We start from the raw sequence: 20,627 nt of genomic DNA on the forward strand, positions 1-20,627 counted from the left end.
CGGCCCCCCCCCCCCCGCCGGGGGGGCTGGGGGCGCGGGGCCGGGGGGGGGGGGCCCCCCCCTTTCCCATTCCCGCCGGCAGGCCCCCTCACCCGGCCCTACGGGCCGACCTCTCCCCCGGAGGGAGAGGTGAAGAGGGCGCCGCTGCTCCATGAGCCTCTTCCGCAATTTCGTCTCCGTCGGTTCCCTCACCCTGGTCAGCCGCATTGCCGGCTTTGTGCGCGATGCGCTGATGGCCGCCGTGCTGGGCACAGGGCCCGCGGCCGACGCCTTCTTTGCCGCCTTCCGCTTCCCCAATCTCTTCCGCCGGCTCTTTGCCGAAGGCGCCTTCAACACCGCCTTCGTGCCCATGTTCTCTGGCGCCCTGGAGCGCGAAGGCGAGGAGGGCGCAAAGCTGCTCGCGGCGCGCATCATGAGCTGGCTGGTGGTGATGCTGGTCATCACCACGGTCCTCGCCGAAATTTTCATGCCGCAGATCATGCTGGCCTTCGTGCCCGGCTTTGTCGACGATCCAGAGAAATTCGACCTGACCGTGCTCTTGACGCGGATCATGTTCCCCTATCTGGCCTGCATGTCGCTGATGGCCGCCTATGGCGCCATTCTCAACACGCTGGGGCGGTTCTTCGCGGCGGCCTTTGCCCCGGTGCTGCTCAACCTCGTCAATATCGCCATGCTGGTGCCGCTGGCGACGGTTTGGGTGCAGGATCCGGCCTCGGCCACGGTCTGGGTCGCCGTGGCCACCATGGGCGGGGGCCTCGCCCAACTGGCCCTGGTCTGGGCGGCCATCGAGCGCACGGGCTTCCGGCCAAAGTTCCGGATGCCGCGCTTCGACGCCGAAGTCAGGCGCTTCTGGGTGCTGGCCGTGCCGGCAATCCTCGCCGGCGGCATTACCCAGATCAACATTTTCGTGGGCACCATCATCGCCTCGGGCGCCGACAATGCCATTTCCGTGCTGTCCTATGCCGACCGGCTCTACCAGTTGCCGCTCGGCATTATCGGCATCGCCATCGGCACCGTGCTGCTGCCCGAGTTGAGCCGGCACCTCAAAGGGGGGCGCGTCGTCGAAGCCCGCAAGAGCCAGGACCAGGCGCTGTTCGTCTCCATGCTGCTGACCATGCCGGCGGCCGTGGCACTGATCGCGCTCGCCGAGCCGATCGTGCGGGTGCTGTTCGAGCGCGGCGCCTTCAATGCCTTGGCCACCACCCAGACCTCGGAGGCTCTGGTCGCTTTCTCTCTCGGCCTGCCGGCCTATGTGCTGATCCGCGTGCTGCAGCCGGGCTTTTTTGCCCGCGAGGACACGCTGACCCCCACCATTTTCGCGGGCGCGAGCGTCGTCGCCAATATCGGCATTTCGCTCTGGCTGTTCCCCAGCCTCGTCCATGTCGGTATTGCCATCGCCACCGCCGCCTCGTCCTGGCTCAATGTGGTGCTGCTGGCAGGAACGCTCGCCCTGCGCGGCGACTTCCGCCTCACCTGGCCGCAATGGCGGGCGCAACTGGCCATCCTGGCCATCAGCCTCGTCATGGGCGGCGTGCTGTGGCTCCTCGCCGAACGCGGCGCGATGCATCTGGCATCAGGCGTGCAGCTCTGGCGCCAGGGCGGCGCGTTGGCGCTGCTGATCGGCTTCGGCATCGTGACCTATTTCACCCTGATCCACGTTTCCGGCACGCAGAACCTGCGGACCCTTCTCGGCCGCCTGCGGCGGCGCGGGTGACGGTTCCCTTCTGCGCGGCGTCCGTATAGAACTTGCCCCGGAATTTCGTCTCTCAGTTTGAAGGGCATCATGACGTTCAGCCCCCGCGTTTTCTCCGGCATCAAGCCTTCGGGCGACCTGCACCTGGGCAATTATCTCGGCGCCATCCGCCGCTTCGTGCCGCTGCAGGATACGCATGAGACCATCTATTGCGTGGTCGACATGCATGCCATCACCGTCTGGCAGGACCCGGAAGATTTGAAGCGCTGGACCTATGAAATCGCGGCCGCCTATATCGCAGCCGGCGTCGACCCCAAGCGCTCGATCATCTTCAACCAAAGCCAGGTGATGGAGCATGCCGAGCTGAGCTGGATCTTCAACTGCGTGGCGCGCATGGGCTGGATGGCCCGCATGACCCAGTTCAAGGACAAGGCCGGCGAGAACAGCGAACAGGTCTCGCTCGGCCTCTTCGCCTATCCCTCGCTGATGGCTGCCGACATTCTCTTGTACAAGGCCACCGGCGTGCCCGTCGGCGAGGACCAGAAGCAGCATCTGGAACTGACCCGCGACATCGCCAAGAAGTTCAATCACGACTTCAAGAAGCAGATCAAGGCGCTGGGGCATAAGGGTGACTTCTTCCCCATCACCGAAACCCTGGCCACCGGCCCCGCCATGCGCGTCAAATCGCTCAAGGATGGGTCCAAGAAGATGAGCAAGTCCGACGCTTCGGACCTCTCCACCATCTACATGATGGATGATGCCGACCTGATTGCCAAAAAGATCAAGCGCGCCACGACGGATGCCGATGCGCTGCCGAGCGAGGCCGCGGGCCTTGCCGGGCGCCTCGAGGCCGAAAACCTGGTCGGCATCTATGCCGCGCTTTCGGGTCAGAGCGTCGACGAGGTTCTGGGTCAATTCGGCGGCCAGGGCTGGGGCGTGTTCAAGCCGGCGCTGGCCGATCTCGCGGTCGAAAAGCTCGCGCCGATTGCCACCGAGATGAAGCGCCTGGTGGCCGATCGGGGCGAGATGGACAAGATATTGCGCGACGGCGCCGAGCGTGCCCGCGCCATCGCCCAGCCCATCATGGCCGATGTGCGCAATATCGTGGGTTTCGTGCGCTAGAAGCGTTTCCAGCAATAGTGCGACGCGGTTTTCCGTCCGGAAACGCGTCCTGAAGGAGCAGCGCCATGGTTTCGCAGGTCGAATACAAGCGCAAATTCCTCGTCGTCATCGACGAGACCCAGGAATGCGAACGGGCGCTTACTTTTGCGGCCTGGCGCGTCAAGCGCACCGGCGGCACCGTGGTGCTGGTGACCATCATTCCCACGCCCGAATTCATAGGCCTCGGCGTCGAGGACGTGCTGCGCGCCGAGGCGGTGGAAGAGGCCGAGCGCAATCTTGATCGGCGCATGGCCCGGATCCGCGAAATCGGCGACGTTCGGGCCGAGTCGGTGATCCGCGAGGGCAATGGCCCCGAGCAGATCGAAAGCGTCATCGACCAGGATCACGACATCGCCATTCTGGTGCTGGCGGCATCCAATTCGCCCGAAGGCCCCGGTCCGCTGGTGACCCACTTCGCCGCCCGCGCCAATGTCCTGCCGATCCCGCTGACCATCGTGCCCGGCCGCATGACCGACGAAGAAGTTATCGCTATCTGCTGAATGTCCAGCGCTTGCGCTGGCAAATCGCTCCAGTGGAGCGGTTTGAATGAAGCAGGCCCGGAGAGCTATGCTCGCAGGGCAAGAGCGTGCCACGAAGCGCCGCAAGATGGATTGCCCGGTCAAGCCGGGCAATGACGATGGACTGCGGGGCTTCCGGCATGAGGCCTGGCAGCCATGCATCTGGACTTTGCTATTGCATCCTGACTGTAAAAGTCTATTTTAGAAGCATTCTAATCGCATCGCGCGGGACATCCATGTTCATCCAGACCGAAGCCACGCCCAATCCGGCGACCCTGAAATTCCTGCCGGGACGCGAAGTGCTGATCGGTGAGCCGCGCGATTTCCGTTCGGTCGATGCCGCTGGCGTTTCCCCGCTGGCCACTGGTCTTTTCGCCATTTCCGGCGTGACCGGTGTGTTCCTCGGCTCCGACTTCATTTCGGTGACCAAGGACGACACCAACTGGGCCCATATCAAGCCGGCCATTCTCGGCGTCATCATGGACCACTTTCTTTCGGGCAAGCCGGTGATCGCCGAAGCGGGCGTCGCCGACGTCGATTTCAGCGAAACCGACGAGTTCTTCGAGGACGAGGACAAGGAAATGGTCGAAGTCATCAAGGAACTGCTGGCCACTCGCGTGCGCCCTGCCGTGGCCATGGATGGCGGCGACATCATCTTCAAAGGCTTCAAGGAAGGTACCGTCTTCCTCCACATGCAGGGCGCCTGCTCGGGCTGCCCCTCCTCGACCGCCACGCTCAAGAACGGCATCGAGAACCTGCTCCGCCACTTCGTGCCGGGCGTCGAAGCGGTTCAGCAAGTCTAAAGCGACTGCGGTCGATACAAGTTACGCAGCAAGCCGGGAGCCCGATGAGCGATCATCGGGCTTCTGTCTATTTGTGGCCCGTGCGTCACCCCACCCTAATTCCCTCCCCATCAAGGGGAGGGAGGCGCTGGGCTGAGGCATGGGTGTTCATCGTCGCCCTCCCCCTTGTGGGGAGGGACCAAGGGTGGGGTGCAATGCCCAGAGTTGCCCCGATCCCCCAAACCCGCTACTTCCGCCCCAGCAAGCCCCGGACCAACATGACCGTCACCGCCACCATCGAAGCGCTTGGCCACAAGGGCGAAGGCGTCGTCACCATCGACGGCAGCAAGGTCTTCGTACCCTTCGCCCTGCCCGGTGAAGTGGTGGACATCGACGTCGCGGGTGACCGGGGAACACTGCGATCCCTGACGACGGCGTCGCCCAGCCGCATAGATGCCTTCTGCCCGCATTTCGGCACCTGTGGTGGCTGCCAGCTTCAGCACATGGATGCCGAGAGCTACGCCGCCTTCAAGATCGGCCTCGTCGAAACCCCGCTTCGCCATGCCGGCATCGACGCAAGGGTTGAAAAGTTCATCACTGCCCATGGCGCCGGGCGGCGGCGTGCCACGCTCCATGCGCGCAGAGACGCTGCCGGCTATATGCGGTTGCGGAGCCATGATCTCCTCGATCTTGACGCCTGTCCGATCCTCGTGCCCGAGCTCAAGCGCGCCCCCGCCATCGCCCGGGCGCTGGGCGCCGCCATCGGCGACTGCGACGTGAGTTTTACCGCCACAAATGCAGGGATCGATGTGGCCATCCGCAATGCCCCCAAGGGCGTGCGCGCCGAAAAGCTGGTGCCGCTGGCCAATGCCCTTGGCCTCGCGCGGCTGGCGCTGGACCGGGAGATGATCCTGCTGCGCCAGCAACCCAGCGTCACCATGGGGCGATCGGACGTGGATCTGCCGATCGGCAGCTTCCTCCAGGCCACGGCGGAGGCCGAAGCGGTGCTGGCCGACTATGTGCTCGAGGCCGTGGGCAAATCCAAATCCGTTGCCGACCTCTTTTGCGGCATCGGCCCCTTTGCCCTCCGCCTGGCGCAGGTGGCGCCGGTCTATGCCGCCGACAGCGACCGAGCCGGCATTGCCGCGCTAGAAAAAGCCGTGCGCCACACCAAGGGGCTGAAGGCCGTGACGGCCAAGGCGCGGGACCTGTTCCGCGATCCGCTCACCCGGTTCGAACTCGCTTTCGAAACCGTGGTGCTCGACCCGCCCCGGGCGGGCGCCCAGGCGCAGGTCAAGGAGATCGCGCTCTCCAAGGTCAAGCATGTGGTCATGGTCGCCTGCGACCCGAAAACCTTTGCCCGCGACGCTGAACACCTCGTTCAGGCCGGGTTCAGGTTGAGCGGGCTAATAGCGGTGGATCAGTTCGCTTACTCAACCCATGTCGAGTTGGCAGCAACGTTCCGGCGCTGAGCCGGTCCGGGTGGAAAAGAGCAAAAATTGCTCGCAACTTTGCCGCATTTTGTGGGTTTAACGCGGCATCAAACCAATATTGACCAGTAGTGGCCGCGGGCGGGGGGTGCGCGGTGACCAGACGGAGACTTGCCTTGACCAAAGTCAGATCCTTTCTTGTTGGCGCTGCTCTCTTGAGCGCCATTGCCATGCCCGCCTTTGCCCAGGAAGCCAACATCAACGGCACCTGGGTCGATGCCGAGGGCACCAGCTTCACATTCAAGCTCTGCGGCGACGGTACCGACCTCTGTGGCGTGCTGAACGACATCCAGGGCGCCTCGCGCACCCCGGAAAACCTCGCCTATGTGAACCAGGAAGTGGTTCAGGCCGAGCAGACCGCCCCCGGCAAGTGGGAAGGCACCATCAACTACGGTGGCTCCGCGGCCGGCGCCAAGGTAACCCTGGTGGCCGAAAACGCGATCGAGATCACCGGCTGCCAGTTGGGCATCCTTTGCCAGTCGATCACCTTCTATAAGAGCTGATCTTATCTCGACAAAACAAAAGCCCCGGATCGCTCCGGGGCTTTTTCGTTATCAGCAGACGGTTGCGACCCGTTCCTTGATCACCTGCAGCACCTCGTCGCCGGGGCGCTTCCACCAGTTGTCCTGCGAGAAGATCTCGACCTCCTGCGGACCGTGGAAACCGGCCTCCTCGATCATTTTGCGGATCGCCTTTAGATCGATGACGCCGTCTCCCATCATGCCGCGATCGAGCAGCATATCCTTGGTCGGGACCAGCCAGTCGCAGATATGGTGCGCAAAGATGCGCTTCATGCGCCCTGCCCTTGCAATGGCATTGGCGAGGTTCGGGTCCCACCAGATGTGATAGACGTCGAGCGCCACGCCCACCGTTTCCCCGAGCTTCTCGCAGATGTCGAGCGCCTGATCGACCGTGTTCACGCAGGCCCGGTCGGCCGCATACATGGGGTGCAGCGGCTCGATGGCGATCTTGACGCCCGAGGCCTTGGCATGGGGCAGCATGGCGGCAATGCCGTCGGTCACCTGCTGGCGGGCGCCGGGCAGATCCCTGCTCGAACCGGGCAGACCGCCCACCACCAGCACGAGGCAATCGGCATTGAGCGCCGCGGCCTGGTCGATGGCGCGCAGATTGTCATCGATGCGCTTCTGCCGGTCGGCCGCGTCGACACCTGGAAACATCCCGCCGCGGCAGACGCCGGTCACCTGCAGCTTGTTGGCCTTGACGATGCGCGCCGCCTCGTCGAGCCCGATGGCCTCGATCTGGTCGCGCCAGGGCGAGATGGCGGTGATGCCGGCCCGGAGACACCCGTCCACGGCCTCGGCAAAACCCCATTGCGGACGCGTCGTGGCGAGGTTCAGCGAAATCACGGTATCGGCGCTCATGCGGATACTCCATTGACCGCCAGCACCGCCTTCATCCGCTGCGTGGCCAGTTCCGGATCGGCCAGCACGCGCGCCTTGTCGGCCAAGCGGAACAGTTCGGCAAGGTGCTGCACGGAACGCGTCGACTGCTGCCCGCCGATCATCTGGAAATGGTCCTGCAGGCCATTGAGATAGGCCAGGAACACGACGCCGGTCTTGTAGAAGCGGGTGGGCGCCGCAAAGATATGGCGCGAGAGCGGCACGGTGGGCTCGAGAATGTCGAAGAACGCTGCTGTGTCGCCGCGCCCGAGCGCTGCGAGGCCCGCCGAGGCGGCCGGAGCGATGGCATCGAAGATGCCCAGGAGCGCATGGGAATAACCCTGGTCGTCGCCAGCAATCAGTTCGGCATAGTTGAAGTCGTCGCCGGTGTACATCTTGACGCTCGCCGGCAGGCGGCGGCGCATATTGATTTCCTTCTCAGCGGAAAGGAGGGAAATCTTGATGCCGTCGACCTTGTCCGAATGGGCTGCGATGACGTCGAGGCAGGTATCCATGGCCGCGTCATGGTCGATATTGCCCCAATAGCCCTGCAGGGCCGGATCGAACATTTCCCCCAGCCAATGCATGATCACGGGCTGCTTCACGTTGGATAGCACATGGCCATAAACGCGGGCATAGTCATCGGGCGACTTGGCCGCGGCGGCGAGGGCGCGCGAGGCCATGAGGATGACGCGGCCACCCTGGGCCTCCACGAACTCGACCTGCTCGTCATAGGCGCGCATAATGTCGTCGATGCTGACATCCGGGCCGGGCATCAGATGATCGGTGCCGGCGCCATAGGCGATCAGGGCGTCGTCGCGGGTGCGCGCTTCGGCCTGAGAGCGGCGGATCAGCTCCTGCGCCTCGGTCCAGGTGAGGCCCATGCCGCGCTGGGCGGTGTCCATGGCTTCAGCAACGCCCAGGCCCAGGTCCCACATGCGATGGCGGAATTTGAGGGTCGTGTCCCAGTCGATGGCGGGCGTCAGCCAGGGATCGTTGCTGGCCAAGGGATCGGCCACGACATGCGCCGCCGAATAAGCGATGCGCGGAAAGTCCGCCGCCTTGAATTTCACGAAGGGGATCGGATCGCCGGTCAGCGTATAGGGGCTGATGGAGCGATCGGCATTGGGCAGGTTGATGGTCGGCATGGTGGCCTCCAAAAGGCCCCCTCACCCGGCGCTGCGCGCCGACCTCTCCCCCAAGGGAGAGGTGAAGAGGGCACAATGACTGATCTGGCGACACCTCTCCCTCTGGGGGAGAGGTCGGCCCACAAGGGGCCGGGTGAGGGGGCCTTGCGGCCGCCCTCAGAACTCCAGCTTCGGAACGTCCAGCCAGCGGCGTTCTTCCCAGCTCTTGAGGCCGAGTTCGGCGAGCTGCACGCCCTTGGCGCCGGCTTCGAGGCCGTATTCCCACGGCGCGTCCTCGGCGACGTGGCGGAGGAACATTTCCCACTGGGCCTTAAAACCGTTGTCGGCCGGCCAGTTGTCGGGAACCTCTTCCCAGTCGTTGAAGAAGTTCATGGTCTGCGGCTGGTCGGGGTTCCACACCGGCTTGGGCGTATTGACGCGATGCTGGGTCCAGCATTTGTGCAGACCCGCCACGGCAGAGCCATGGGTACCGTCGACATGGAAGGTGACGAGATCGTCGCGGCGGACGCGTGTGGTCCAGCTCGAATTGATCTGGGCGATCACCCCGCCTTCGAGTTCGAACGTGGCATAGGCCGCGTCATCCGTGTCGCAGTTGAAGGTATTGCCCTTCTCGTCGACGCGCTGCGGGATATGGGTGGCGCCCAGGCACGAGACGGCTTGCACTTCGCCGAACAAGTTGTCCATCACATAGCGCCAGTGGCAGAGCATATCGAGGATGATGCCGCCGCCGTCATTCTTGCGATAGTTCCAGCTCGGGCGCTGCGCCTTCTGCCAGTCGCCCTCGAATACCCAGTAGCCGAACTCGCCGCGCACTGAGAGGATCTTGCCGAAAAAGCCCGAGTCGCGGAGCATCTTGATCTTCATCAGGCCCGGCAGGAACAGCTTGTCCTGCACCACGCCATGCTTGAGGCCGGAGGCGCGGGCGGTCTTTGCCAGGTTGACGGCGATCTCGAGATCGTCCGAGGTCGGCTTTTCGCAGTAAACGTTCTTGCCGGCGGCCAGCGCCTTTTCGAGGAGGCCGGCACGCATCAGCGTCGTGCCGGCATCGAAGAAAATGGTGTCATCAGGATTGGCAAGGGCGGCGTCGAGATCGGTGCCCCAGCGCGCGATATTGTGCTTCTTGGCGAGGGCTTCGATCTTGTCGCGGTCACGACCGACGATGATCGGATCGACGACGAGGCGGTCGCCGTTCCTGAGCGTGATGCCGCCCTGATCGCGGATCGCGAGGATCGAGCGCACCAGATGCTGGTTGTAGCCCATGCGTCCGGTGACGCCGTGCATGATAATGCCAATCCGTTGCTCTGCCATTCGATTTCCTCCCAAGCCGCAGCATTCGGTGTAACTGATTAGTTACTTACCTATATGAGCGCAGAGGGTCTCGTCAAGCGTCGCCGGCGGCACGGTGGTAAAATCCTGCGGTGCTAGAGCCCGAGCACCATCTTGAGCCCGATGAGCCCGAGAAAGATCAGGATCATCCGGTCGAACGCCCTGCGGCTGAGTTTCCCCGCCAGCATCTGTCCCAAAGGCATGAACAACATGATCGGGATCATGGCGAGCACCGCCTGCAGCACCCATTCGGGCTGCATGATGCCGCTGATGAACAGTGCCGGCAGTTGCACGAGGCCCAGCACCAGGAACATGGCCGAAACGGCGTAGACATGGGCGCGCCGCTCCATGCCCATGGCGTGGATGAAGGTGACGCCGACGGGCGCCGAAATGCCGGTTGCGCCCTGCAGCGTACCGCTGCCGAACCCAGCCAGGGGCCCGAAAAGCCGCGCGCCTCGAGGGGTGACGACGATATGCGGCGCCGTCAGCTTGAGCACGAAATAGCCCAGCAGCAGCACGCCGAGGGAGAGCACCAGCACGCGCTCGGGTAGGGTGCCGAGCAGCCAGGTGCCCAGGATCACGCCCAGCCCGCCGGCCAGGAGGAACCAGGGCAGAAAGCGCATTTGCGGCTGTCCTGCCTCCGCGCGGAACTGCCAGAGCTGCATGGAATTGGTGATGACCTGGGTGATGGCCATGATGCAGATGGCGTGCTGCATGCCGAAGAATGTCGCCAGCACCGGCAGCGCCACCAGCGGCAGGCCCATGCCGGTCGCGCCCTTGACCACGGCGCCCGCGCCCAATGCCGCGATCATGATGGCGACGTCGGCTAACTCATATTCCCACATCGGCCCTCGGCTTCACGGTCTGGTTCAGCGCATTGATTTCGGGCAATGATTAGCACCAGAAGTCCTTGCTGCAATGGCTTTTATCGCCGCCTGTTGTGATCACTCATGCTCACCAGCCGGTTACATCTGTCTTGACTCACCCTCGCAACGGCCGCAAGTTTGCCCGGCAGCAACCGAAAGATCGGTGTTGCGCAACGAGGGAGGAGATGACGATGAAGCCGTCTTTGCGGATCGTTCTGGTGTCGGGCTGTGCCCTGATGGCGCTGGGAACTGCGAGTGCGATCGCCCAGGAATGGAAGCCTGATCGCCCGATCAACCTGATCGTGCCCTGGGGTGCCGGCGGCTCGACCGACCAGGTCACCCGCGTCACCGCGCCGATCCTGGCCGAAGCGCTGGGCGTCGAAGTCGTGGTGGTCAACCAGCCGGGTGCCTCGGGCGCCATCGGCACCCAGGAAGTGCTGAACGCCCCGCGCGACGGCTATACCTGGACCGCCAACGCCATTGCCAACAATGCCACCTACCATGTCTCGGGCCTGCTGCCCGATACCGATATCGATGACTGGCATATCTACCTTTCGGTCGCCAACGTGCCCGTCGTCTCGGTCCCGGCCGATAGCGAGTTCGAGGATTTCGGCCAGCTTCTGGAAGCTCTCAAGACCCGCGGCAACGAAATCACCGTGGCCACGGCCGGCGTCACCTCGTCGGGTGGCACCGCTATCGCGGCCCTGTCAGGCGCCGCCGATGGTTTTGACTACAATATGATCACCTATGACGGTGGCGGACCGGCGGCCATTGCCACGGCGGCCGGCGAAGCCATGGTGACCACGCAGCTTGCCGTGGAACAGACCGAACTGATCCGTGGTCAGAGGCTGAAGCCGCTGGCGGTTCTCTCCGACCAGCCGCTGGTGCTCGAAGGCGTGGATCCCATTCCGCCGATCACCGAATGGCTGCCGGACATGGAACTGGCGCCCGATTATTTCGGCATCTTCATCCCAACCGGCGTGCCGGATGAGGTGGTGGCCACTGTCGACAAGATCTGGGCCGAACAGGTGGTCAATTCCGAAGCGCTCAAGACCTATGCCGAAACCTTCGGCGCGGTCTTCGCCCCGTCCTACGGCGCCGAGGCCCGGGCCCTGGCCATGCCGGTGGTGATCCTCGAAGCCTGTGACTCGGTCGATCGCGGCGAAGCCGTCAACGACCCATCCACGATCGGCATCGACTGCGAAACCCGCACGGAAGTCGCGCAGTAACGTCCTTGGGTGCCGGGACTCCGGTACTTTCGCTCCCTCCCCCTTGAGGGGAGGGTAGCGTCGCTGGGCCCTTGGGCCCTAGCAGAGCTGGGGAGGGGGTCGTCCTGTGTGTCACAGGTGGACCCCCACCCTCGTTCCCTCCCCTCAAGGGGGAGGGAGGCGATGGAGCGATCGGCTCCTCAATCCCCTTGCGAGACAGATATGACCACCGAAGCGCCCACACCCATTCCCGCCGACGAGGCCAGCGACCCCGCCCGTATCCGGGCCGATCTGATCACGGCAATCGTCTTCATCGCCCTGGGCGTGGCGGTCGCCTATTTTTCCTGGACCATGGACCGGCTGGAAGTGCGCCGCATCCACCCCTCCACCATTCCCGGCCTCGTGCCCTTCATTCTGGGCCTGGCGCTGACCCTGTGCGGCAGCCTGCTCGCCATCCGCTCGGCGCGGCTCGATACCAGGGGCGCGGGCGCGGCGCTGGTGCGGGTGCTGGTTTCGTGGCAGGCCGTGCGGGTGCTGGTCGTGCTTGGCCTGGCGCTGGTCTATACGCTCGGGCTCGTGGGCCGCATGCCCTTCTGGCTGGCTTCGGCCCTGTTCGTCTTCAGTTTCATCACCCTGTTCGAGACGGTGCTGGCCGATCATCCGGGCTCGCTGGTGCGCACGCTGATCTGGGCCACGGTCATCGCGCTCGGCGCGGGCCTCGGCATTCAATACGTCTTCGGCGAGATCTTTCTCGTCCGCCTGCCGTGAGGACTTATGGCCATGTTTGACGGTCTCATTCTCCTGGGCCAGGGCATCGCCCACTTCCTCACGCCCGAGGGCCTGTTCAACGTCGTCTGGGCGACGCTGCTCGGCCTGGCCATCGGCATCCTGCCCGGCCTGACGGCAACCATGGGCGTCGCCTTGCTGGTGACCCTCACCTACAAGATGGCCCCCGACCAGGCGATTTTGACGCTGATGTGCGTCTATCTCGGCGCCATTTATGGCGGCAGCCGCACCGCCATCTTGCTCAACATTCCCGGCACCCCCGCCAATGCCGCCGCCACGCTCGACGGCCACCCCCTGGCGCTCCAAGGCAAGGCGGGCCTGGCCATGGGCCTTGCCACCACGTCCTCGACGCTGGGCACGCTGGTCGGCATCTTCTTTCTCGCCATCATCGCGCCCATGCTGGCCGAGGCGGCGCTGAAATTCGGCTCCTACGAATTCTTCTGGCTCGCGCTTTTCGGCGTGGTCATATCCGGCCAGATGACGGGCTCCGATACCCCGCTCAAGGGCTATATTGCCGGCATTCTGGGCCTCATGGTCGCCATGATCGGCATGGAAACGCTCCATGCCTACCAGCGCTTCACCTTCGGCATTCCGGCTCTGGGCGGGGGCATCGACCTGATACCGGCCATGGTCGGCGCCTTTGGCCTCGCGGAAATCCTTTCCACCATGAAGCGCACCGCTATTGCCCGCATTGCCCCGGTCAATGACCGGGTTGTGCCGCGCCTCCGCGAAATCTTCCAGTATTGGAAGACCATCATCCGTTCGGGCATTATCGGCACCTTTGTCGGCATCATTCCCGGTGTCGGCGAGGACGTGGGCGCCTGGAGTTCCTATGCGGCGGCCAAGAAGCGCTCGAAAAATCCCGAACTGTTCGGCAGGGGCAGCCAGGAGGGTCTGATCGCCGCGGAAACCGGCGACAATGCCGTGGTCTCGGCCTCGATGATCCCGACCCTCACCCTGGCGCTGCCCGGTTCGGCGGCAGCGGCGGTGCTGATCGCGGCCATGATGATCCACGGCATCCGCCCCGGCCCCATGCTGATGATCGAGAATGCGCCCTTCCTCTACCAGGTCGTGGCCATGTTGCTGCTTGCGACACTCGCCAACCTTGTGTTTGGCCTGTCGCTGACCCGCGTCTTCATCAAAATTCTCAGTGTGCCGCGCGAGCGGCTGATGGCGGTCATCTATGTGCTCTGCGTCGTCGGCAGTTTTGCCATCACCCAGCGCATGTTCGACGTCTATGTCATGCTGGTCTTCGGTATTGTCGGCTTCATTCTGCGGGAAATGAAATATCCGATGGCGCCACTGGTGCTCGGCATTGTCCTCGGGGATCTGCTCGATCTCAACCTGAGGCGGGGGCTGGCACTCACCAATGGCGATCCGACGCCGTTCTTTACCCGGCCCATCAGCGCTGCTATCTGCATTGTCATCGTCCTGACCATCCTCATGTCCATTCCAGCGGTGTCCACTCGTGTCCGATCCCTCTTCAAGCGTGGCCGTGGAGACGCCCCGGCCCAAGGCTGAGGCGACGAAGCGCCCGCGCAATTCGGCCAAGACCAAGGCCTCCATCCTCGCCGCGGCGCGGGTGGAGTTTGCCGATCGCGGCTTTGAGGGGGCGAGGGTGGACGCCATTGCCGAACGGGCCGGCGCCAACAAGCGCCTGCTCTACCACTATTTCGGCAACAAGGAAGACCTATACCGGGCCGTGCTGCTGGATGCCTATCAGGAGATCCGGCGGGGCGAGCGGGCGCTGAGCCTTGATCAATACGATCCGGTGCAGGCCATGGACCGGCTGGTGCGCTTCACCTTCCGGCACTTTCTCGCCAATCCCTGGTTTCCACGCCTGCTCGGCACCGAAAACATCGAGAATGCCCGGTTTTTGAAGACCCTGCCCGACATCAAGGCGCTGCATTCCCCGCTGGTCGGGCAGATCGCCGCCATCATCGAGCGCGGCGCCGCCTCGGGTGCCTTCCGCCGCGACGTCGACCCGGTGCAGCTCTATATTTCCGTCGCCGCCCTGGGCTTCTTCTACGTCTCCAACACGGCCACGCTCTCGGTGATCTTCGAGCGCGACCTCACCAGCGTCGCCATGGTGCAGGAACGCGAAGCCCACGCCGTGCAGATGGTGCTGGATTTTCTGAAGACCAAGCCGGGGGCTTGAGGCATCATCCTTCGTCATTGCCGGGCCTGTCCCGGCAATTCACTCTGCGGAGGCATGGACCACCGGGACAAGCCCGGTGACGGTGGGGTGATACCGCGATCCCAAAACAGCTTCATTGCCCGGCTCGACCGGGCAATCCATTCTTGCTAGCTGCACTGGCCTAAATGTCCACCTCGTCATCGCCAAGCGCATGAAGCGCATTGGCGGCTTGCTGCAGGATGGCCGCGGCCTTGCGCTGCTGTTCCTTGTCCGCGTGACGGACGCGTTTGATCGCCTCCTTGAGGGTCTTGCGGGCAGCTTCCAGTTCCGGCGCCGCGTCATGCATCGGGCGGTCGGGCCCGCCGCGACCGCGTTCACCCCAGAAGGGGGGCACATTGCCGTCTTCGGGACGGCCTTCGCCACCAAAGGGCCAGTCGGCCTTCACGAATTCGCGGAAGCGGTTCATCTGCTCGCCGGTGCGGCCGAGGAAATCCAGCGTCGAGGCCACGGCCTCGCGATTCTCCTCGAGATGGGTCTTGCCCTCGGCGGTGATCGTATAGAGCTTCTTGTTGCCGTCGGCTGCCGAGGTGACGTAGCCGGCTTCCTCGAGATAGGTCAGCGCCGGATAAACGATGCCGGGGCTCGGGGAGTAAACGCCGTTGGAGCGCTCCTCGACGGCCTTGATGAGGTCATAGCCGTGCCGCGGCTGCTGCTCGATGAAGTAGAGCGCGACGAGCCTGAGGTCGCCCGAGGCGAGCATGCGGCCGACGCGGAAATTGCCACCCATCTGGCCGAAATCGCTGTCGGCCATGCGGGACACGCGGCCCCAGCCACGGCGCGCCATGCGCTCGAATTCGCGCCAGTTCGGCTCGCCATCTTTCCAGTAACTCATGGTGTATCTCCTGATATATCGCAAAACCCTGATCCAGGAGATTGGCGCAGGGTCTGAACGATTCAAGATATATCTTGGAAGTTTTTGCGCCCAAGGGATGACGCAACGAAGGAAGATGCGGGCGCCTTCTGTGCCTGCCAAAGCCAAAACAAAACCCCGAACCGAAGTTCGGGGTTGAGTGCGTTTGGAAGATGGAACGAAAATCAGACCGGATAGGCCGGAGCACCGCCGTCGCGGTCGAACTGGCCGTGGCGGCGATAGGTCCACATATAGGTGGGCAGCACATCGTCCATGGGGGTCGGGGTAATGCCGAAGGCGGCAAAGGTGCGCTTGTCCTTTTTCGCCTCGTCCGAGACCACGTTGTCGACGCCCAGCAACTCGACCTGGTCGGCGGTGATCAGCGGCTTGAAGGGCAGGATACCGAGGACGCTGGCCACGAGCTTCATGATCCCGCCGGGCACGCCCACCAGCATCGGCTTGCGGCCGGCCTCGCGCAGGATGCGCCGCATCAGCGCCTTGTGGCTTTCCACATCCGGCCCGCCCAGTTCATAGACGCGGCCGGTCTTGACCACGCCCTCGGCGGCGGCGGTGATGGCCTCGGCCACATCGCCCACGAACACCGGCTGGAACTGCGTCTTGCCCGAGATCAGCGGCATGACCGGCAGGATGCGCGACAGCGAGCCCATCAGGTTGAAGAAGCCGTCGCCCTGGCCGAACATGATCGAGGGGCGGATCACCACGGCATTGGGGAAGGCGGCGAGCACGGCCCGTTCGCCTTCGAGCTTGGATGCGGCATAGCTGCTGACCTCGGCCGCCCGGTCGACACCGAGCGCCGACACATGCACCAGCGCCGTCGCCCCGGCAGCCTTGGCGGCGCGGGCGACCGCAGCGGCGCCCTCGACATGCACGGCGTCAAAGCGCTGCTTGCCGCTCTGGTGGCCGATACCCACCAGATTGATCACCACGTCCGAGCCGGCGGCGGCGCGCTGCACAGAGGCTTCATTGCGTAGATTGGCCTGCACCGGGACGATCTGGCCGACGCCGCCATACATGCGCACTTCCCCGGCGAGATCGGGGCGGCGCACGGCGACGCGGATGCGATAGCCCTTGCGCGCCAGAAGCTGCACCAGGTGATTGCCGACAAATCCCGACCCGCCAAAGATGGTGACGAGTTTGGCTTCATTGCGATCCATGACGAGGCTCCGCGACAGGCAAGTAAGAGAGGTGTCCGCTTCTAGCCTAGGCGGCTTGCCTCTGTCGAGCCTTGCCGGCGCCAGAAGTGAAGCCGGCGGGCTTGACTCTTGGACATTGATGTTCGTTATTTGTTCTCACGATCAGTCTGGAGACCTGTCATGAGTGAGATGCGCGACTATCACGGCCAATGCCATTGCGGCGCGGTGCGCTATACGGTGCGAACCGACCTGTCATCCATGGGCGACTGCAACTGCTCGCGCTGCCGGCGGCTGGGCTGGGTGATGCAGTCTGTGCCCTCGGACGCCTTCACCCTCCATTCGGGCGAAGAGCAGCTCTCGATCTACCATTTCAACACCGAAATGATCGACCACCTGTTCTGCACCCATTGCGGCATCGAATCCTTCGCCCGCGGCAGCGACGGCAAGGGCAATGAGATGGTCATGGTTAACGTCAATTGCCTCGATGGAGCCCCGGCGGTCGACCGCAGCGCCATCCAGCACTGGGACGGTGCAAACTTCTGACTTTGTATGTGAAAGCCCGTTGACATCGCTTCGGCTGGGCCCTAGACACACCGCCGTCGCCCAGATGGCGGAATTGGTAGACGCGCACGGTTCAGGTCCGTGTGCCGCAAGGCGTGAAGGTTCGAGTCCTTTTCTGGGCACCAATTTCTCAAAACCCCGATTGCAGCAATGCAATCGGGGTTTTGCTTTTGGGGGCCGGTCGTCAGCCCTGGCACACGCAGAAATTGTTGCCCTCGGGATCGTTGAGGACGACATACCCATCGCCATTCCGCACCCGTGTGGCGCCGAGGGCGAGGAGCCTCGTCACCTCGGCTTCGATATCGGGCGCGGCAATGTCGAGATGGACGCGGTTGCGCTCGGGGCGGGGACCTGTGCGCAGATGGATGCAGATTCGCGTGCCCGGCCCCTCGAGCATGACGCTGGTATCGGTCTCGGGCGTAAGGCCCAGCGCCGCCAGCCGGGCGATTTCGGCATCGTCATAGGGCAGAATGGCATAGTCGTCGATCGCTGCCGCCCAGAAGCGGGCGAGGCCGGCCGGGTGATCGGCGTCGACGACGATTTCAACCAGGCGTCCCATTCGCTTCTCCATGCTGATCAGTTCGGCAGGCGCCGACGGGTGCGGCGCGAGGCGACGAAGCCGGCGAGAATTCCGGCAACCACGGCGATCAGGAAGGGCCAGTGGCGGACCGACTGGAACACCGTCGATTCGAGCTTGTAGTGCGGCCTGACATCGAGTGCCGCCATTTCTCCCGGCGCCAGCCTTTCGGTGATGCGGCCCAGCGGGTCGGTGGCAAAGGTGAGGCCGGTATTGGCGGCACGGACGAGGCTCATGCCTTCCTCGACGGCGCGGATGCGGGCGTGGTGGGCGTGCTGGGCCGGGCCGATGGAATTGTCGAACCAGGCATCATTGGTCAGATTGAGCAGGAATTGCGCGCCCTGCACATCGCCCAGTTGCCCCGAAAAGATGATCTCGTAGCAGATCAGCACCAGCGGCGCCGGCGCGGCGGGCAGGCTCATCAGCCGCCGGCGGGCCTCTCCCTGCGACCACCCTTCGGCGCCAGGCACGAACTGGGTAATGCCCAGCCGGGCGAAGAAGTCGGCAAAAGGCAGGTACTCGCCAAAGGGCACCAGATGCGCCTTGTCATAGCTGGCAATGACCTCGCCCTCGCTGTTGATGGCGACCACGGAATTATAGGGCGGTCGCGCCGTGGCTTCGGCATTGCCCAGCTCATAGGGGCGGCGCGGCACGCCGGCGAGGAGCGTGGTCTGTTCGGGCAGGAGGCGGGCGATCCGGGCCAGGGCCTCGGGATAGGTTTCGAGGAAGAAGGGCAGGCTCGATTCGGGCCAGACCAGGTGGGTGATATCGGCGAGACCCTGGTCATTGGGGTTCATCCGCATGTCCGAGAGCATCAGCAGCCGGTCGACCAGCGCCACCGGATCGACATTGCCAAAATCGGCATGCTCGAGCACCAAGGGCTGCACGAGGCGCAGGGTCATGTCCTGCCGCTCGGTCGCCTGCATGCCGCTCAAGCGGTTCCAGCCATAACCGAGCTGGGCAGCGATGACGAGGAGGGCGAGAAAGACCGGCGCCAGGCGCTGGCTCAACGGCCGCTGGTCGGCAGGCCAGACCAGAGCCGGCGTCACGGCGAGGAGCGGCGCGAGGAAGGTGAGGCCATAAACGCCGATCACCGAGCTCAATTGCATCATCTCGTCGGTGCCGGTGAGGCTGTAGCCGAGGAGGTCGAAGGGGAAGCCCGTCAGCACATGGCCGCGCGCGAATTCGGCCGCCGCCAGCCAGGCAGCGAGATTGAGAATGCGCACCCAGCCATGGCTCCAGCTCAGATGCGCAAAGGCGCTGGCAAGGCCCCAGAACACGGCAATCAGCGCTGCGAGAAACAGGATGGCGGGCGGCATGGCCGCCAGCACCCAGCCGCCATCGACGAAAAAGGCCGCGCCCAGCCAGTGGAAGGCGACGAGAAAGTACCCGAGCCCAAAGGCGAAACCGATGGAAAAGGCCGGTCCGAACAGACGCCGCCAGCCTGGCAGGCGCTCGGCGCCATCGAGCGCCCAGACCCAGATCGGCATGGCCAGAAACAGGGCCGGCAGGATGAAGAACGGCGGCACCGACAGGCCAGCCAGCGCTCCGGCCACCAGCAGCAGCAGGAAGCGGCGCCAGCCATGGCTCAGCATGGCGGTTTCAGCCAGCCAGGTCATTGGCGCAGGGAGGGCGAATCAATGGACATGCGGGCAAGGTGGTCGCGCCCCGCTGGGGCGTCAAGGCAAGGTTTCGCGGTGGACTTCACGGTGCCGTGGCGCTACTTGCCAAGGAAGCGCCCGCTGCGGGCGGGAGCCCAGATGACGACCTTGCCGATCACCCTTGCCATCGACACTGCCGCGCCGCGCCTCAACCTGGCGCTGCTGCGCGCCGATGGTGGCGTGGACGTCCTGGTCGAGGATATCGCCAAGGGCCATGCCGAAATCCTCTTTGACCGGATCGGTACGCTGTTGGAGCGCAATGGCCTCGGCTATGTCGATGTCGAACGAGTGGCGGTGACCACGGGGCCGGGCTCGTTCACCGGGCTCCGCATCGGCCTTTCGGCGGCCCGCGGCTTGGGCGTGGCGCGGAACATCCCGGTCCTGGGCATTCCGAGCCTCCTGGCCGTATCGCTGGGCGCCGCGACCGGACCGGTTGCCGTGCTGATCGATGCCCGCCGCGACGAGGCCTATTTCGAGCTCTTTCCTGCGCCGGGCGTCGTCGGCGAGGGGCCGATGCTGGTCGGCATGACCAGCGCGCGCGAAAAAATTCCGGAGGGCGTCGTCCTCATCGAATCGCCCTTTGTCGATATCGGTGCCATGGCCCGCTTTGCCGCAGCGGCCGATCCGCAGCGCTTTCCCCCCCACGCCTCCTATGTGCGCGACGCCGATGCCAAGCCACAGGATGCGGCGCGCATCCCGAGGCGCGTGCCATGATCAAGCTCTGGATGGCGCCGGGCGGCCTCCATGTCGAGCCGGCCGAGACGCGCGACGCCAAGGAGCTGGCGCGCATCCATGCCCAGAGCTTTTTCCGGGGCTGGCCGGCCGCCGATTTCGTCAGCTTTGTCGAGGATCGCAACACGCCCGCCTATGTGGCCTGCGACGCCAGGCGCCGCATTGCCGGCTTCGCGCTGATCCGCACCGTGGCCGATGAGGCCGAACTCCTCACCATTGCCGTCGATCCGCGCTGGCGCGGCAAGGGCGTCGGTCGGGCGCTGATGAATGCGGTCTTTGCCGATCTCATGATGTCGCCGGCCCGGCGCATGTTCCTCGAGGTCGACGAACAGAACCACGCGGCCATCCACCTTTACCAGCGCCTGGGCTTTGCCACGATCTCGTCGCGCAAGGGCTATTATCCGCGCCCCGATGGCAGCGCCGCCACGGCGCTTGTCATGGCGCGCGATCTTGGTTAACCCGGTCGGCATGCAGCCAGGACAGGAGGCGACGGCGTGAACAGACATCCTTCCGATCC

21 protein-coding genes and 1 tRNA gene are annotated in these 20,627 nt (G+C 64.4%); 14 read left to right on the plus strand and 8 right to left on the minus strand.

Annotated features, from left to right (window positions below; all coding sequences use genetic code 11):
• Positions 1–151 precede the first annotated feature (151 nt).
• The 6 genes from murJ (at position 152) to JEQ47_RS13075 (ending at position 6,147) form a co-directional block, all read left to right on the plus strand.
• Entirely contained in the window at positions 152–1,714 is a 1,563-nt protein-coding gene (gene murJ / locus JEQ47_RS13050) for a murein biosynthesis integral membrane protein MurJ (protein WP_198876888.1), read from the plus strand.
• A gap of 69 nt (positions 1,715–1,783) precedes the next feature.
• Complete coding sequence (gene trpS, locus JEQ47_RS13055; RefSeq protein ID WP_210338021.1) at positions 1,784–2,815, plus strand: tryptophan--tRNA ligase; 1,032 nt, start codon at positions 1,784–1,786, stop codon at positions 2,813–2,815.
• Between the two features lie 65 nt (positions 2,816–2,880).
• Positions 2,881–3,354, plus strand: coding sequence for a universal stress protein (locus tag JEQ47_RS13060; RefSeq protein WP_198876889.1), 474 nt, complete (start codon positions 2,881–2,883; stop codon positions 3,352–3,354).
• 254 nt (positions 3,355–3,608) lie between these two features.
• Positions 3,609–4,175, plus strand: a complete 567-nt coding sequence (locus JEQ47_RS13065) for a NifU family protein (RefSeq protein WP_198876890.1) — start codon at positions 3,609–3,611, stop codon at positions 4,173–4,175.
• 194 nt (positions 4,176–4,369) lie between these two features.
• Positions 4,370–5,626, plus strand: coding sequence for a class I SAM-dependent RNA methyltransferase (locus JEQ47_RS13070; RefSeq protein ID WP_236020870.1), 1,257 nt, complete (start codon positions 4,370–4,372; stop codon positions 5,624–5,626).
• A 134-nt stretch (positions 5,627–5,760) separates the two neighbouring features.
• Positions 5,761–6,147, plus strand: a complete 387-nt coding sequence (locus JEQ47_RS13075; RefSeq protein WP_198876891.1) for a hypothetical protein — start codon at positions 5,761–5,763, stop codon at positions 6,145–6,147.
• A 51-nt stretch (positions 6,148–6,198) separates the two neighbouring features.
• On the opposite strand, the gene JEQ47_RS13080 is transcribed toward JEQ47_RS13075, so the two are convergent.
• The 4 genes from JEQ47_RS13080 to JEQ47_RS13095 all read right to left on the minus strand — a co-directional run bounded on the left by JEQ47_RS13080 (position 6,199) and on the right by JEQ47_RS13095 (position 10,363).
• Positions 6,199–7,026 (minus strand): sugar phosphate isomerase/epimerase family protein, encoded by an 828-nt coding sequence (locus tag JEQ47_RS13080; protein WP_198876892.1) that lies wholly within the window; start codon positions 7,024–7,026, stop codon positions 6,199–6,201.
• Complete coding sequence (locus JEQ47_RS13085; protein ID WP_198876893.1) at positions 7,023–8,192, minus strand: dihydrodipicolinate synthase family protein; 1,170 nt, start codon at positions 8,190–8,192, stop codon at positions 7,023–7,025. Before JEQ47_RS13085 ends, JEQ47_RS13080 begins: the two co-directional genes overlap by 4 nt.
• A gap of 156 nt (positions 8,193–8,348) precedes the next feature.
• On the minus strand, positions 8,349–9,500 hold the full coding sequence (locus tag JEQ47_RS13090; RefSeq protein ID WP_198876894.1) for a Gfo/Idh/MocA family protein: 1,152 nt from the start codon (positions 9,498–9,500) through the stop codon (positions 8,349–8,351).
• Between the two features lie 113 nt (positions 9,501–9,613).
• Entirely contained in the window at positions 9,614–10,363 is a 750-nt protein-coding gene (locus JEQ47_RS13095) for a sulfite exporter TauE/SafE family protein (protein WP_198876895.1), read from the minus strand.
• 212 nt (positions 10,364–10,575) lie between these two features.
• On the opposite strand from JEQ47_RS13095, the gene JEQ47_RS13100 reads away from it, so the two are divergent.
• The 4 genes from JEQ47_RS13100 (at position 10,576) to JEQ47_RS21070 (ending at position 14,536) form a co-directional block, all read left to right on the plus strand.
• Positions 10,576–11,613 (plus strand): Bug family tripartite tricarboxylate transporter substrate binding protein, encoded by a 1,038-nt coding sequence (locus JEQ47_RS13100; RefSeq protein ID WP_236020871.1) that lies wholly within the window; start codon positions 10,576–10,578, stop codon positions 11,611–11,613.
• 201 nt (positions 11,614–11,814) lie between these two features.
• Positions 11,815–12,360: a tripartite tricarboxylate transporter TctB family protein gene (locus tag JEQ47_RS13105; protein WP_198876896.1), complete on the plus strand. Its 546-nt coding sequence runs from the start codon at positions 11,815–11,817 to the stop codon at positions 12,358–12,360.
• A 12-nt stretch (positions 12,361–12,372) separates the two neighbouring features.
• Positions 12,373–13,899 (plus strand): tripartite tricarboxylate transporter permease, encoded by a 1,527-nt coding sequence (locus JEQ47_RS13110; RefSeq protein ID WP_198876897.1) that lies wholly within the window; start codon positions 12,373–12,375, stop codon positions 13,897–13,899.
• Positions 13,874–14,536, plus strand: a complete 663-nt coding sequence (locus JEQ47_RS21070) for a TetR/AcrR family transcriptional regulator (protein WP_198876898.1) — start codon at positions 13,874–13,876, stop codon at positions 14,534–14,536. The genes JEQ47_RS13110 and JEQ47_RS21070 overlap by 26 nt, the downstream gene beginning before the upstream one ends.
• A gap of 160 nt (positions 14,537–14,696) precedes the next feature.
• On the opposite strand, the gene JEQ47_RS13120 is transcribed toward JEQ47_RS21070, so the two are convergent.
• Both JEQ47_RS13120 and JEQ47_RS13125 read right to left on the minus strand, forming a co-directional pair.
• Complete coding sequence (locus JEQ47_RS13120) at positions 14,697–15,407, minus strand: PadR family transcriptional regulator (protein ID WP_236020872.1); 711 nt, start codon at positions 15,405–15,407, stop codon at positions 14,697–14,699.
• 203 nt (positions 15,408–15,610) lie between these two features.
• Positions 15,611–16,600, minus strand: a complete 990-nt coding sequence (locus tag JEQ47_RS13125; RefSeq protein ID WP_198876899.1) for a complex I NDUFA9 subunit family protein — start codon at positions 16,598–16,600, stop codon at positions 15,611–15,613.
• A gap of 159 nt (positions 16,601–16,759) precedes the next feature.
• On the opposite strand from JEQ47_RS13125, the gene JEQ47_RS13130 reads away from it, so the two are divergent.
• Positions 16,760–17,122 (plus strand): GFA family protein, encoded by a 363-nt coding sequence (locus JEQ47_RS13130; RefSeq protein ID WP_198876900.1) that lies wholly within the window; start codon positions 16,760–16,762, stop codon positions 17,120–17,122.
• Between the two features lie 58 nt (positions 17,123–17,180).
• A tRNA-Leu gene (locus JEQ47_RS13135) sits at positions 17,181–17,265 on the plus strand.
• Positions 17,266–17,324: 59 nt separating this feature from the next.
• Here JEQ47_RS13135 and JEQ47_RS13140 read toward each other — a convergent pair.
• Positions 17,325–17,699 (minus strand): VOC family protein, encoded by a 375-nt coding sequence (locus JEQ47_RS13140; protein WP_198876901.1) that lies wholly within the window; start codon positions 17,697–17,699, stop codon positions 17,325–17,327.
• A 17-nt stretch (positions 17,700–17,716) separates the two neighbouring features.
• Positions 17,717–19,336, minus strand: a complete 1,620-nt coding sequence (gene lnt, locus JEQ47_RS13145) for an apolipoprotein N-acyltransferase (RefSeq protein ID WP_198876902.1) — start codon at positions 19,334–19,336, stop codon at positions 17,717–17,719.
• A gap of 141 nt (positions 19,337–19,477) precedes the next feature.
• On the opposite strand from lnt, the gene tsaB reads away from it, so the two are divergent.
• Complete coding sequence (tsaB, locus tag JEQ47_RS13150) at positions 19,478–20,092, plus strand: tRNA (adenosine(37)-N6)-threonylcarbamoyltransferase complex dimerization subunit type 1 TsaB (protein WP_198876903.1); 615 nt, start codon at positions 19,478–19,480, stop codon at positions 20,090–20,092.
• Entirely contained in the window at positions 20,089–20,568 is a 480-nt protein-coding gene (gene rimI / locus JEQ47_RS13155) for a ribosomal protein S18-alanine N-acetyltransferase (protein ID WP_198876904.1), read from the plus strand. Before tsaB ends, rimI begins: the two co-directional genes overlap by 4 nt.
• Positions 20,569–20,627: the final 59 nt, after the last annotated feature.

The organism is Devosia sediminis, from assembly GCF_016411825.1.
GTDB lineage: Bacteria > Pseudomonadota > Alphaproteobacteria > Rhizobiales > Devosiaceae > Devosia > Devosia sediminis.